The 13,365-nt window shown below is 70.8% G+C and carries 11 protein-coding genes; 4 read left to right on the top strand and 7 right to left on the bottom strand.

Features of this window, described 5'->3' with window-relative positions; genetic code table 11:
• The first annotated feature begins 105 nt into the window (after positions 1-105).
• The 3 genes from EIZ44_RS34470 to EIZ44_RS34480 are packed head-to-tail and all read left to right on the top strand — an operon-like array spanning position 106 to position 2,662.
• The gene (locus EIZ44_RS34470; protein WP_134733353.1) at positions 106-798 is read left to right on the top strand and encodes a response regulator; all 693 of its coding nucleotides are present in this window, start codon (positions 106-108) and stop codon (positions 796-798) included.
• Positions 795-2,204 carry an ATP-binding protein gene (locus tag EIZ44_RS34475; protein WP_037818599.1) on the top strand — a complete coding sequence of 470 codons (1,410 nt, stop codon included), beginning with the start codon at positions 795-797 and terminating at the stop codon, positions 2,202-2,204. The genes EIZ44_RS34470 and EIZ44_RS34475 overlap by 4 nt, the downstream gene beginning before the upstream one ends.
• A complete protein-coding gene (locus EIZ44_RS34480; protein WP_134733355.1) occupies positions 2,201-2,662 on the top strand; it encodes a hypothetical protein in 462 nt (153 codons plus the stop codon). Before EIZ44_RS34475 ends, EIZ44_RS34480 begins: the two co-directional genes overlap by 4 nt.
• Positions 2,663-2,671: 9 nt before the next feature.
• On the opposite strand, the gene EIZ44_RS34485 is transcribed toward EIZ44_RS34480, so the two are convergent.
• Genes EIZ44_RS34485 through EIZ44_RS34505 form a run of 5 tightly spaced genes read right to left on the bottom strand, consistent with a single transcriptional unit; the run spans position 2,672 to position 8,890 of the window.
• Positions 2,672-4,087: a purine-cytosine permease family protein gene (locus EIZ44_RS34485; RefSeq protein WP_167754363.1), complete on the bottom strand. Its 1,416-nt coding sequence runs from the start codon at positions 4,085-4,087 to the stop codon at positions 2,672-2,674.
• 32 nt (positions 4,088-4,119) lie between these two features.
• Complete coding sequence (locus EIZ44_RS34490; protein WP_037818594.1) at positions 4,120-5,775, bottom strand: thiamine pyrophosphate-binding protein; 1,656 nt, start codon at positions 5,773-5,775, stop codon at positions 4,120-4,122.
• A complete protein-coding gene (locus EIZ44_RS34495) occupies positions 5,772-6,812 on the bottom strand; it encodes an inosamine-phosphate amidinotransferase (protein WP_037818593.1) in 1,041 nt (346 codons plus the stop codon). The genes EIZ44_RS34490 and EIZ44_RS34495 overlap by 4 nt, the downstream gene beginning before the upstream one ends.
• A gap of 54 nt (positions 6,813-6,866) precedes the next feature.
• Positions 6,867-7,694, bottom strand: a complete 828-nt coding sequence (locus EIZ44_RS34500) for a hypothetical protein (protein ID WP_037818592.1) — start codon at positions 7,692-7,694, stop codon at positions 6,867-6,869.
• A 44-nt stretch (positions 7,695-7,738) separates the two neighbouring features.
• Complete coding sequence (locus tag EIZ44_RS34505) at positions 7,739-8,890, bottom strand: aminotransferase class I/II-fold pyridoxal phosphate-dependent enzyme (RefSeq protein ID WP_167754364.1); 1,152 nt, start codon at positions 8,888-8,890, stop codon at positions 7,739-7,741.
• Positions 8,891-9,223: 333 nt separating this feature from the next.
• Between EIZ44_RS34505 and EIZ44_RS34510 the strand changes: the two genes are divergently transcribed.
• Positions 9,224-10,933, top strand: coding sequence for a carbamoyltransferase family protein (locus tag EIZ44_RS34510; RefSeq protein WP_134733361.1), 1,710 nt, complete (start codon positions 9,224-9,226; stop codon positions 10,931-10,933).
• 40 nt (positions 10,934-10,973) lie between these two features.
• Here the strand turns inward: EIZ44_RS34510 and EIZ44_RS34515 are convergent, their stop codons facing one another.
• Both EIZ44_RS34515 and EIZ44_RS34520 read right to left on the bottom strand, forming a co-directional pair.
• Complete coding sequence (locus EIZ44_RS34515; RefSeq protein ID WP_134733363.1) at positions 10,974-12,329, bottom strand: phosphotransferase; 1,356 nt, start codon at positions 12,327-12,329, stop codon at positions 10,974-10,976.
• On the bottom strand, positions 12,326-13,357 hold the full coding sequence (locus EIZ44_RS34520; protein ID WP_134733365.1) for an alcohol dehydrogenase catalytic domain-containing protein: 1,032 nt from the start codon (positions 13,355-13,357) through the stop codon (positions 12,326-12,328). The genes EIZ44_RS34515 and EIZ44_RS34520 overlap by 4 nt, the downstream gene beginning before the upstream one ends.
• Between the last annotated feature and the right edge of the window lie 8 nt (positions 13,358-13,365).

The following is a 13,365-nucleotide window of genomic DNA, read 5'->3' on the forward strand; positions in this document are numbered from 1 at the left end:
ACACGGCCCGCACCGCGCGGGGATCCGGGCCGGGCAGGCTGGGCTCCGGCCGTCCGCTGTGGACTGTCCGGGCGGCCGGACGGGCGGACTGCGATAGTGGGAGACATGCCGAGGGTGCTGCTGATCGAAGACGACCAGGCCGTGCGCGACGGCCTGCGGCTGGCCCTGACCTACCAGGGCCACACGGTCGACGCGGTGGAGACCGGCGAGGAAGGCCTCGCCCGGCTCGCCGGGGACCCGGCCGACGTCGTGGTCCTCGACCTCATGCTGCCCGGGATGGACGGCTTCGAGGTCTGCCGCCGCATCCGCGCCGCCGGCGACCTGCCGATCATCATGCTCACCGCCCGCAACGACGACATCGACGTGGTGGCCGGGCTCGAAGCCGGAGCCGACGACTACGTCGTCAAACCCGCGCAGGCCCGGGTGCTGGAGGCGCGCATCCGCGCGGTGCTGCGCCGGACCGGCGGCGAACCGCGCAGTGCGGACGCGAAACTGGGTCCGGAACGGCACGGCGACCTGACGATCGACCGTGAAGGCCTCGTGGTCAGCAAGCACGGCACGGTGATCGGGCTCGCGCCGACCGAACTGAGGCTGCTGCTGGAACTGTCGTCGGCGCCCGGGCGCGTGCTCAGCCGCCAGCAGCTGCTCGAATCCGTGTGGGACCAGGGCTATCTCGGCGATTCGCGGCTCGTCGACGCGTGCGTGCAGCGGCTGCGCGCCAAGATCGAGGACGACCCGGCGAAACCGGTGTACGTCCAGACCCTGCGCGGTTTCGGCTATCGCTTCGGGCCGCTGTGACCGGCTGGCGGCTGCGCGGGCTGCGCACCCGGCTGCTGGTGGCGTTCGCGCTGCTGAGCGTGTTCACCGCGATGGCTGTCGCCGGGATCGGCTACGTGCAGGCGAGGAACGGGATCCTGCAGCGCACCCAGGACAACGCCGCCACCGAGATGACGAACCAGCTCAAGCAGCTGTACCCGCTCCCCCGGCAGCCGGTGGACACGAGCGCGCTGCAATCGGTCGCCGACCGGCTGAACGGCCGGAAAACGGCCGCGCTGGTGACGAGCGGCGGCCACAGCGCGGGCGATATGCCGGCCTCGGTGATCACGCCGGAACTGCGGGCGGTCGTGCGGTCCGGGCGGGTCGCGTGGCAGCGCGTGGACGTCGGCGGCGTGACACAGCTGCTGCTGGGCTCGCCGTTGCTGATCTCGACCGGCGACCGGCGGAATCCGACGATCCCGTCCGGCATCGAGATCTACGAACTGCGCAATCTCGACGCGGAAATCGACGCGGTGAACCGGCTGGCCAGGGACGCGTGGCTCGCCGGCGGGGCCGCGCTGGTGGTGGCGTTGATCCTCGCCGTGCTGGCCGCCGGCAGCGTGTTGCGACCGGTCGGCGAGCTGCAACGCGCGGCGCGCAGGCTCGGTGCGGGCGACCTCGACGCCCGGATCGCCGTCCGCGGCAGTGACGAACTGGCGAGCGTCGCCGAGACGTTCAACGCGACCGCCGACTCGCTGCAACGCCACGTCGGCGAACTGCGCCGGATGGAAGCCGACGCACGACGGTTCGTCGCCGACGTGTCCCACGAACTGCGCACGCCGCTCGCCGCGATGACCGCGGTCACCGACATGCTCGACGCCGAAGCGAAGCGGCTGCCGGACGCCGCGGGCGAGGCGGTGCGGCTGGTCAGCCAAGAAACCCACAACCTGACGCGGTTGGTGAACGACCTGATCGAGGTCACCCGGTTCGACTCCGGCACCGCTTCGCTCGAGGTGGACGACGTCGACGTGGCCGAGGCGGTTCGCGCAACGCTGCGAGCGCGGGGCTTCGCGGTGGAGACCGACCTGCCGGAAGGGATCCGGGCGCGGGTCGACCCGCGTCGGCTCGACGTGATCGTGGCCAACCTCGTCGGGAACGCGTTGCGGCACGGCGCGGAGCCGGTGACCGTGCGGCTGCGGGGCGACCAGGCGGGGGTCACGCTCACCGTCGAGGATTCCGGCTCCGGCTTGGACGAGGGGGTGCTTCCGCACGTGTTTTCCCGGTTCTACAAGGCGGATACCGCTCGCAGCCGGTCGGAAGGGAGCGGGCTCGGGCTCGCGATCGCCTGGGAGAACGCGCGGCTGCACCAAGGGGAACTGACCGCGGGCAACCGGCCCGAAGGCGGCGCGGTGTTCACCTTGCGGCTGCCTCGGGAGGTACGGCGATGAAGCGGTGGCTGGCATTGCTCGCGGTCTTGGTGCTGGCGAGCGGCTGCGGGGTGCGGCCCAGCGGGGTGATCCCCGGCGAGAACGCACCCAGCGGTCCGCCGAACGGGAACAACGGGCACACGGCGACGGTGTATTTCGTGCTTAACGGCAAGGTCGTGCCGGTGGTGCGCACCGGTGTCGGCGACGTGGCCGCGGACCGGGTCCGCGCGCTGGAGCGAGGGCCGGACGAGGACGAACGGGCGAGCGGTTACACGACGGAGCTTCCGCCGTCGTTCGAACCGATCGCCATCGGGGTCTCGGACGCGGAGATCGGCGTGAACGTCCGGGAACTGTCGCCGAACGCGGTCGCGCAGATCGTGTGCACGGTGGTCGCGGCAGGCGGAGGCGGAGCGTCGGGGACTGTCCGGCTTTCCGGTGGCGGGCAGACGCTCCAGCCTGCGGGCTGCGGTCCCGGATAGGCAGGCCGGTCAGTACCGGTCGCGACCAGGTTCGCGGTACAGCACCGCGTAGAGCGCGCCGCCCACGATCGGGCCGACGACCGCGGAGAGGTCGACGCCGCCGAGAGCGACCGAAACCGGTCCCTGCCACAGTGTCGTGCTGGCGCACAGCAGCGCTGCCCCGGTGCCGGCCGCGAAAGCCCAGCACCCTTGCCAGTTCACGCCGTTGCGGAACCAGAACGGGCTGGTGCTGCGGATGTCGGCCAGGCCGGGGCCGTCGTACCGGTTGCGGCGGCGCACGAGATCGACGGCGTAGATCGCCATGACCGGGCCGAGATAGGTCACCGCGAGCGTCAGGATGTTGTTCAGCGCGGTGAGGAAGCTGGGCGCCATCAGCATGTACGCGGTCAGCAGAAAGCCCACCGCCGCGTCCAGCAGCACGGTCCGGGCCCGGGGCGCGCGGAGCCCGACCGCCTGGAGCATCAGGCCGGACGAGTAGAAGGTCGACACGTTGTTGGTGAGAGTGCCGAGCAGCACGGCCACCAGGAAAACCGGGTAGAACCACCTCGGCAGGATGGCCGCCATCGAGGTCTGCGGATCGGCCATGTCGACCACGGTTCCGGCCAGTACGCCGATGCTGCCCAAGACCAGCGCGGGCAGCGCGCCGCCGAAGCCGGTCCACCACGCGGCTTTCGCCGGGCTTTCGGACCGCGGCAGGTAGCGCGCGTAGTCGGCGCCGGTCAGCCAGGACACCGGTCCCGACGCGATCACGGTGAAGCCGGCGAGCAGAGCCGCCGCCGTGCCGTGTTCCGGCGGCGCCGGGAGATGGGAGAAGTCCGCCCGGCTCACCACGATGGCCGCCAGGATCGCGAGGCACACCGCGAGCAGCACTCCGAAGTACTTGCTCAGGTGCAGGATCGTCGCGTGGCCGTACACGCTCACCGCGAACGTGGCCACACCGACCACCGCGAGCACGAGGAGCTGCAGCCAGATCGATCCGGTGTCCGCGCCGAAGACGCCGAGCAGCGCGAGGCCGGCCATCGCGGTGATCGACAGGTTGATCGCGCCGAACCCCACGGCGGTCAGCCAGCCGAGGCCGCTGCCGACGACCCGGTTGCCGCGCACGCCGAACATCGCGCGCATGACCACCGAACTCGGTGCCCCGGACGGCACGCCGCTCGCGGCGAGCAGGCCGACCAGCACCCAGAACAGGTTGCCCGCCACCAGCACCAGCACCGCCTGCCCGATGCTGAGCCCGAGCACCGTCAGCGTGCCGCCGAGCAGGATGTAGAGGTAGGCGAGGTTCGACGACAGCCAGACCGGGAACAACTGGCGGGCCCGCCCCCGGCGTTCCCGGTCCGGCACCGGCTCGATGCCCCTGGTCTCGATCCGGCCGACCTCGTTGACCGGATCGACGCGATCGCTCTGCCTCGTCGGATTCTTCATCCCGCCCCCTTTCCTCGCATGGCCGGCCGCGGTCACGACACCCCGACGCGCAGCTCCACCACATACGGTTCGCCCGAGCGCCATGCCATCGCCGCGGCGTCGGCGGCTTCGCCCGGGCTCTCGGCCACGACGCCCTTGACCCCCATCGCGCCCGCGAGCGCGACGAAGTCGATCCGCGGCTCCACGAGGTCCATGCCGACCAGCCGGCCCTGTCCGGCCAGCGCGGGCACCCGTCCGCGGAGGTTGTCCTTCAACATCAGGTACTGGCAGTTGTTGACCACCACGAAAAGCACCGGCAGCCGTTCGTGCGCGGCGGTCCACAGCGCCTGCGGGCTGTACATCGCCGATCCGTCGCCGACGAAGCACACCACCGGGTCGAGCCCGCGTCCGATGCAGACGCCCGCCGCGGCGGGCATGCCCCAGCCCAGTCCCCCGCCGCGGGCGGCGAAGTACCGCCCTGGCTTGCCCGCCCGGTGGAACCGGCGCACGTAGACGTCGCTGCTCATCGACTCGTCCACGACGACCACGTCGTCCGGCAACGCCCGGAGGACCGCGTGCACCGCTGCCACCGGCGCCATCGGCGCTTCGGCGTAGCGCGCCCGGGCCCCGTCCTCGGCAGCCCGTTCGGCCTCGGCCCGCACCTCGCCTGCCCGGGCGAGCTCCTTGGCTGCGCGCTCGCCGTCGGCCAGCAGCGCGACCTTCGCTGTCAGCTCTTCGAGGGTGCACCGCAGATCGCCGCTGACGCCGAGCCGCACCGGCACCGATCTGGCCAGCTGATGCGGATCGGGAGCCACCTGCAGCAGCTCCGTCCCCGGCGCCACGAAGTCGCCGCCGCTGTATCCGTAGGCCATGAAAACCCTGCCGCCCAGCAGCAGCACCCTCTTGAACCCGGCCAAGGCGTCCCGGACCTCCGCCGTGGACAGTCCGAGCTGGCCCGCCCACAACGGATGAGTGGTCGGGAAAACGGTGGTGGCGTGCAACGACGATCCGAACACCCGTGCTCCGGCCGCTTCCGCGAACCCGGTCAGCGCGTCGACCGCACCGCTCGCGGCCACCTCGTCCCCGGCCACCACCGCGACCTGGTCCGGCGGCACGTCGCACAACAGCCGCGCCAGTTCGGCCGCGCGGGGTGCGCAACCGCCGCGCTCCACCGGCGATCGCGGCGGCACCGCCCGCGCGCCGCGAGGGTCCTCCGCTTCCAGGACGTCGACCGGCAGCGACACGAACACCGGGCCGGTCGGCTCCGACGCCGCGTCGCGGAACGCCCGGCGCAGCACCACCCCGAGGTCCTCGACCCGGCGGACCTCGTGCGTCCACTTCGCCACCGGCGCGGCCAGCCCGGCGAGATCGCCGGACAGCAACGGATCCTGCACGAGATGCCGCTGGTCCGCCTGTCCCGCGGTGATCACCAGCGGGGTGCGCTGCACCACCGCGTTGGTCAGGTTTCCCACGGCGTTCCCGAGCCCGGCCATGGCGTGCAGGTTCGCCATGGCCGGCCTGCCGGTGGCCTGTGCGCAGCCGTCCGCCATCGCGACCACAGAGCTTTCCTGGAGACCGAGCACGTACCGCGGATCGCGTGCCGCCGACAACGCGGTCATCAGCGGAAGCTCGGTGGTGCCGGGATTGCCGAACACGTGCCGCACGCCCTCGGTGCGCAGCACCTCCAGCACGACGTCGCTGCCCCTCACCGATAGGTTTCCAAAGTCCCGGTCCGGCGGACGTCGAGGGTCGCGCAGTGGAAGCCGCCGCCGAACGTGCGCGCCTGGCTCAGTTTCAGCGGCAGCACGTCGACCTTGTGCGCTTCCAGTTCCTTGATCAGCGCGGTCTGCCGCTTGTCGACGGCGACCAGCTCCGGGCTGATGCTGAGCAGGTTCATGCCGATCCACACCGAGTTGATCGGGAACGAGCCGGACCAGCCGATGTCCACCATCTCCGGGCACCAGATCTTGTCCCAGGACCGGAAGATCTCCGGCAGGTTCCCGTCGTTCACCCGTTCCGGATGCAGCAGCACCAGGCCCGGCCGCAGCGGCACCACCGTGGTGTCGATGTGCGCGGAGGGATAGAGGTCGCGGCAGGCGTGCACGGTGTACTCCGGGCCGACCGCCTGCTGCAGCCAGCGGGCTCCCATTTCATTGCCGCCGTCGGACACCTGGTAGATCAGATCGGTGCCGAGGCGGATGACGTTGGCCGCGTCGAAACACGGTTCGAGGTCGGCGAGCCGTTGCCCCTCCGGCAGCTCGGGCCGGTACATCTCGTCGGCGAGCGCCGGGCGCGGCGCCGAGATCCAGCGCGCACCGGAGTTGAAGTACTCCAGCAGCAACGGCTTGTACAACGACTGCTTGAGCGCCCTCCCGCGCACCACCATCGGCGCTTCGATCAGCAGATCGCCCACCACCAGCACGGTGTCGCGCGGGGCGTGGTCGAGGTATCCCTCCGTCTCCCACAAGCCGGTCCGCAGGACCGCGTCCGGATCGGCGGGCGCCGGTCTGCGGACGGTGACGCCGAGTCCGGTCAGCGCGGCGCAGAACTCCTCGAGCTCCTCCTCCGCCTGTTCGATCGCCGCCAGCGGGTACTTGCCGGATTCGAGTCTCTCGGCGCCGCCCGCGTCGTGGTAGTCCATCGTCAGGATGCTGCGTTCGGCGCGCGGGATCCGGGCGCCGAGCGCGGAGCCGACCACGACCTCCTCCAGCTGGTCCCATTCGTTGTGCGCACTGACCAAACTCATTCGCGAACCTCCGTGGAGCAGTCGGGAAACAACAATGGCGAGCGGGCGAACGCGTCAGCCGAGCAGCGCGGCCAGCCGGGGGTGAGCGGCGAGTTCGGCACGCAGCCGCGCGAAGTTGGCCTCGGCGGGACCGTCCTGCATCTCGAACACGTGCCACCCCCACTTCGCGGCGAACTCGCGGAAGAAGCCGTCGCAGGCGGACTGCAGTTCCAGATAGCCCGCGCGGCCGCGGCCCTCGCCCGCCGCGCCAAGGTCTTCCAGCGGGCCGAGGGACCCCTTCTGCGCCATCCGCCAGCGATAGGACCGTTCGACCGGACCGGAAATCACCAGCCCGACGTCCGGGGCACAGCGCTGGAACAACTCCGTCAGCATCTCCTGCGCCCGTTCGATCTCCTCGATCATCATCGGGCCGGTCGCCAGCTTGCGGGCGACGTAGAGTTCCTTGTAGGCCATCTTCAGGCTGAAGCTCTCGTCGATCACGTGCGTGCCGCGGGCGGTGTACGGCAGCACGGCTTCGTGGTACAGCAGCACCTGGCCGACCCATTCCAGCCACGCGGCGGCCAGCGGCCCGGCGGGCACGTTGCGGGTGAACGCGGTCGATCCGTAGCGTTCCTCCCACCCTTCCTCCTCGAACGCGGCGAACGCGGGCGGCGGCGGCGGAGCGTCCACGCCCAGGTGCAGCAGGCGGAACGATTCGACCCACAGCTGCCGCAGCGCCTGCCGGGTGTTCTCGCGCTCGTTCGCCGAGATTTCCTTGCGCCAGCTGAGCATCTTGACGTCGTGCCCGCCGTCGGCCAGCGCCTTCGACAGCATCTTGGCCATCGCGGTCTTGCCGGTGCCGTCGATGCCGAGCAGTGCGACGTGCAGTCCGGAGCCGGTCATGCGATTCCCCTTCGTTCCCGTGGTGCGGGCCGGAGCCCGGTTTTTCAGCGCGGCACGCCCGCCAGCCGCTGAACCGCCTCGCGCAGCGTCGGCACCGGCTTGCAGAAGGCGAACCGGAGCAGCCGGCCCGCCGAGCGGCGGTCGGGGAAGAAGTCGCTCATCGGCAGCGCGGCGACTCCCGTCGTGGCCACGAGGTCCTTCGCGAACGCCTCGATGTCCTCGCCCGCGCCCCACGGACCGGCGTCCGCGGTGACGAAGAACCCGCCGGACGGCAGTTGCGGCCGCAAGCCGGCCTCGGTCAGGCCGCGCCACAAGATGTTGCGGCGCACCCGGTACTCCGCGCGCAGCGTGTCGAAATAGCCGCTGTCGTCGGCCCAGCGCAACGCCGAAGCGGTGATCGCCTGCAGCGGGGCGGGCACGGAGAAAGCCAGGTGCCGGTGGTGGTATTGGGCCTTGACGCTCAGTTCGCGCGGCGCGTACATCCAGCCGATCCGCCAGCCGCCCAGCGACAGCATCTTCGACGCCGACGAGCAGACGATCGTCCGCTCCCGCATGCCTTCCTGTGCGGCGATGCAGACGTGCGGCCCGTCGTAGGTGTGCTCCTCGTACACCTCGTCGCTGACCACGAGCAGATCGTGCTCGACGGCGAACTCCGCCAGGTCCGCCGCGGACCGCGCGGACAGCGTGAATCCGGTCGGGTTGTTCGGGGTGTTCAGCAGCAGCGTGCGGGTCGCCGGCGTGACCGCGCGGCGCAGCGCGTCGAAGTCCGGTTCGAGCGGCCCCGAACCGCGCGAACCGGCGAGCGGAACCGGGACCAGCCGCGCCCCGGCGAGCCGGGCCAACCCGGGGTAGTTGTCGTAAAACGGTTCCAGCGCAAGGATTTCCGAGTCCGGAGGCGTCACCGCGAGCAAAGCTGCGGCGACCGCTTCGGTGCACCCGACAGTGACCGTGATCTCCCCGTCCGGGTCGTAGCTCAGGCCGCGCGCCTCGGCGCGGGCGGCCAGCTCGGACCTGAGTTCGGCCGTGCCGTACAGCGGCGCGTACTGGCGGCTGCGCTGGCTTCGCAGCGCCGCCTCGGTGATGTCCAGCCGCGGAGTCGGTGCGCCGTCGGGAAAACCCTGGGCGAGATTGATCGCGCCGACCTGCTCGGCGAGGGTGAAGATCTCGAAATAGATGTCGCTTTCTTCTTCGGGCACAGCAATGCCCAGTCTCGCTTCGTGCACGAGTCCCCCTAGGACGCCGGATCTCGACCGCCGTTTTTCCGAACGTACCACCGGCCGCCGCGGGAAGGGAACCCCGAAAGTAGTTGCGTCCGGGAAATGGCCACCGTACACTTGGCATGATCACATTGTCGCGCGCTCGTTAAAGGCGCGTCGAGGACCTTGCCGCCCGTTCGGTTCGGCTGCTCGCGTCCATTCTCGAAAGTAATCGACCAGGAGGCATCACCGCCCGGAAGGGACGGCTAAACCTCACTGGCGAACATTCGTGCCTGCCCAGACAAAGGCACGGTAAAAACGAGGGAGAAATGCATGAAGCGCGATCCTGTCGTATTGGGCATCAACGGCGTCTACCACGAGTCGGCGGCGTGCCTCGTCCGCGGCTCGACCGTGCTGGCACTGGCCGAGGAGGAGCGCTTCAACCGCCGCAAGCACGCCAAACCGGCCGACATCGACACCGTGGACGAGATCCCGGCCGCCGCGATCAAGGACTGCCTCGAGCGCTCCGGGATCACCGCGGACGAGATCGACTTCGTCGCTTTCTCATTCGATCCGAAGCTGCGCAAGCCGCCGATGAACGAACGGCTCACCGCCGGTTCCTGGGGCCACGCCGACGGCGAAAGAGTCCTCCTGGAAAAGCTCGAAAATGTGCCGGAACTGGTCAGCAAGGCGCTCGGCGTCGATATCCAGGACCGCTGGGTGTGGGTCGGGCACGAAACGGCGCACGCGGCCAGCACGTACTTCGCTTCGCCGTTCGACGAGGCCGCGGTCTTGAGCATCGACGGAATCGGCGAGCATTCGACGGCATTGCTCGCGCACGGCCGCGGCAGCACGCTGGAAGCCGTCGAAACGATCGAATACCCCGATTCGCTCGGATTCGTCTGGGAGAAATTCGCCAAGTTCACCGGGCTGGACGATTACTCGGCCCCGAAACTGATGGCGCTCGCGGCGTTCGCGCCGCCGGAGAGGTACCGGGCGGAATTCGCCCGCATCGTCCGGCGGGGCGCGAAGCCGTTCGACGTGGACGCGGACCTGTTCCGGTTCCGGGTCGAGGACTACGGACCGCTGGAGGAACTGTTCGGCCCGCGCCGCGCGCCGAACACTCCGTTCGACTACCGGTACGCCCAGGTGGCGTCGAGCCTGCAGGAGATGACCACCGAGATCCTGCAGTCGCTCGCCGCCACGCTGAAGGAGCGGACCGGATCGCGCAACCTGTGCCTGGCCGGCGGTGTCGCGCTCAACTGCGTCGCGATGGGCAGGCTGCTCAACCGCGGCCCGTTCGACGGCGTTTTCGTCCAGCCGCTGGCCCACGACGGCGGGACCGCGCTCGGCGCCGCGCTCTGGGTCGCCCACACTCGCGGCGAGGTCGCATCGCGGTTCGTGCTGAACGACCCGTACATCGGGTCCGAGGCGTTCGGCAACGCCGAGATCGAAGCGGCGCTCGAGGGAGTCCCGGTCACAGCGGCCAAACTGGAGTCCGCGGCGGAAACGGCCGCCGGACTGGTCGCCGACGGTCTCGTCGTGGGCTGGTTCCAGGGCGCGGCCGAGATCGGCCCGCGGGCGCTCGGCAACCGCTCGATCATCGGCGACCCGCGCAGCCTGGCGATCAAGGATCTGATCAACGTGCGGGTGAAGCACCGGGAGTACTTCCGGCCGTTCGCCCCGAGCGTGCTGGGCGAGCACGCGGCGGAATGGTTCGAATTCGAGCGCACTTCGCTGTCGACCAACTTCATGTCGTTCGCCGTTCCGGTCCGCCCCGAAAAGCGGGCGGCCGTCCCCGCGATCGTGCACGTCGACGGGACCGCGCGGATGCAGACGGTGTGGCCGGAGGTCAATCCCCGCTACCACGAGATGATCACCGCCTTCCACCGGCAGACCGGGGTGCCGCTGGTGCTGAACACCTCGTTCAACACCTACGACGAGCCGATCGTGCGCTCCCCCGGCGACGCGCTGCGCACCTTCCTGCGCACCGGAATGGATGCCCTCGTCCTCGGCGACTACCTGATCGAACGCCGGCAGTGACCGGAGCGTGAGCGCGGCCGCGGGGGTGCGGGGCAGGTCCTCACACACCCGCGGTCAGCTCCGCACGCCGCGGCTCCAACGAGCCCAACCGGTCCAGCGCCCGGTCCAGTCTGCGCAGCCACCACCGGGCGGTCGCCGGGGCCGGGCGCGCGAACCCGGCCACCTGGTTGCGCGATTCCGTGAGCAGGAAAGAGATCTCGCCCATCACCGCGTGGTACACGACAGCGAGGTCGGCGGCCCGGCTCGTCCTGGCGGTGCCGCTGATCCGGGTCCAGGCCGCTTCGAGGTCGTCGCGTTCCTGGTCCTCGCCCCACGCCGTGTTGGACAGAAACCACACGAACTCCAGCTCCGGCGGTCCATAGCAGGCCAGCCCCCAGTCCAGCGCGGTGACCCCGGCCGGGGACAGCGCAAGGTTCTGCGGCCGGAAATCGCCGTGCAGCACCGTGAACGGGGCGCTGCCGGCAAGCGCGGCGAGCAGTCCCGACGGGTCGTCAGCCAATCGGAAGACCTCGTGCACGAGATCGGCCGGGCCGTGTTCGGCGAAGCACTCCCAGTTCGTCGTGAGCATCTTCGGCAGCGTGTCCGAACCGCGCGCCTCGACGAACGGCCGCACCGGTGAGAACAGCCGCAGCCGGTCGGAAACCGAGCACAGCGCCGCGGAGGGCAGGCGACCGCGCAACACCTCGTGCATCTCGTGCACGGCGGCGAGCATGCGCTCCCACGAACGCGGGTCCGCCGAATCGAGCAGCGCGCGACGGTCGGCCGTCAGGTCGCGCATGAGCAGGACCCATCCGTCGTCGACCGCTTCGGCGCCGATCACCGCGGAGCCGATCGCGGCGGGCAGCGCGTCGTAGACCCCCTCGACGTACAGCAGGCCTTCCCGGCCCGGATCCGCGGTGGCCCGGGCCATCCAGTCGTCGGCGGGCCGGATGTGCTTGATCACGACCGGTTCGCCGGTCTCGAGTTCGGCCCGGAACAGATTCGCCCCGGACAGTCCGTCGTGGACCAGCTCGCGGACCGTGCCCGGGGCCACCCCGGCCGGACAGCCCTCCGGCAGCACCGGATCCTCTTTCGGTTTCGCCGGATACACCACGTGCCGGCGCACCAGGCCGTCGGCCAGCTCGAACCGGTGCACCCGCCGGACCGGCCCGGACGCGGCCGCCCGCTGCAGGTCGAGTTCGACCGCGCCGGGCAGGTCGGTCCGCTGGCTCCGCACCACCTCGCCCCGGCCGACCGCGCCGGGCCAGGCGCGGGCGATCGCCTGCGCCCCTTCGGCGGTCTCCCGTCGGCCGGTCACGTACGACTCCAGCACGGCGTCGGGGGCGTACTGCTCGGCGATGTCCGCGAAGCGCGCCCCGGCGACGGCGGCCGCCAAGGTGTGCGAGGACGCGCTCACGGTGTCATCAACGCTTTCATCACTTGGCGCTGATGCATTTGCTCGTAAGCGATCGGCGCCTCGTCCAGGGTGACAGCCGAATCGAACAGCACGGAGGGATCGAGCTTCCCCGCGGTGATTTCGTCGAGGAGAGCCGGGATGTAGACCCGCGCCGGCGCGACGCCGCCGCGGATGACGAGGTTGCGATCGAACGTGTCCAGCAACGAGATCCCGGCGCCCTCGGCGGGCAGGCCGACGTAAACGAGCCGTCCGCCGTCCTGCACGCACGCGAGAGCCGCGTCGACGGATCGCTGTGTCCCGACGCATTCCACCACTGTCGTCGCGAGATCGCCGAAAGCGTCGCGGACCGATTGCGCGTCCTCTTCCGGAGAACCGGCGCCCAGCACCGTCTCCGCGCCGAGCTTCGCGGCCAGCGCGAGCCGGTGCTCGTGATGGCCCAGCACCAGGATCCGTTCGACACCGCGCAGCTTCGCGGCCATCACCGCGCTGGCCGCCACCGGCCCGTCCCCGACGATCGCGACCGCGGCGCCCGGACCGCAGTCCGCCATCGCGTGCCAGCCCGTCGGCAGGACGTCCGCCAGCGGCAGGCAGGCCCGCAGCGTGGCGGCGTCCGCCGCGCCGGGCAGCCGCACCAGCGTCGCGTCCGCGAACGGCACGCGGATCGCTTCCGCCTGCGCGCCGCCCGGATCCGCGGCTCCGCCCCACATCCCGCCGCTGGAACACGACGTCGGGTATCCCCGCCGGCACGCGTCGCAGGTGCCGTCGGAGAAGGTGAACGGGGCCACGACCGCGTCGCCCGGCCGCACGCTCGTCACGTCCGCGCCCACGGCCTCGACCACGCCGACGAACTCGTGCCCCATCCGCGAGCCCGGTTCCAGCGGCTCGACGCCCCGGTAGTACCAAAGGTCGGAGCCGCACACCGCGGCCGCCCCGATCGCGACGATCGCGTCGGAGGCGTCCCGCAGCCGCGGATCCGCTACCTGCTCGACGCTCACTTCGCCGGCAGTGCTGAACAAGACCGCGCGCACTTGGCTTC

This window comes from Amycolatopsis nivea (genome assembly GCF_004522235.1).
Classification (GTDB): Bacteria; Actinomycetota; Actinomycetes; order Mycobacteriales; family Pseudonocardiaceae; genus Amycolatopsis; species Amycolatopsis nivea.

Excerpts from the sequence above, each read along its gene's own strand:
- EIZ44_RS34510 (WP_134733361.1), top strand. The coding sequence starts at position 9,224 with ATGAAGCGCGATCCTGTCGTATTGGGCATCAACGGCGTCTACCACGAG.
- EIZ44_RS34470 (WP_134733353.1), top strand. The coding sequence starts at position 106 with ATGCCGAGGGTGCTGCTGATCGAAGACGACCAGGCCGTGCGCGACGGC.
- EIZ44_RS34485 (WP_167754363.1), bottom strand. The coding sequence starts at position 4,087 with ATGAAGAATCCGACGAGGCAGAGCGATCGCGTCGATCCGGTCAACGAG.
- EIZ44_RS34495 (WP_037818593.1), bottom strand. The coding sequence starts at position 6,812 with ATGAGTTTGGTCAGTGCGCACAACGAATGGGACCAGCTGGAGGAGGTC.
- EIZ44_RS34480 (WP_134733355.1), top strand. The coding sequence starts at position 2,201 with ATGAAGCGGTGGCTGGCATTGCTCGCGGTCTTGGTGCTGGCGAGCGGC.
- EIZ44_RS34500 (WP_037818592.1), bottom strand. The coding sequence starts at position 7,694 with ATGACCGGCTCCGGACTGCACGTCGCACTGCTCGGCATCGACGGCACC.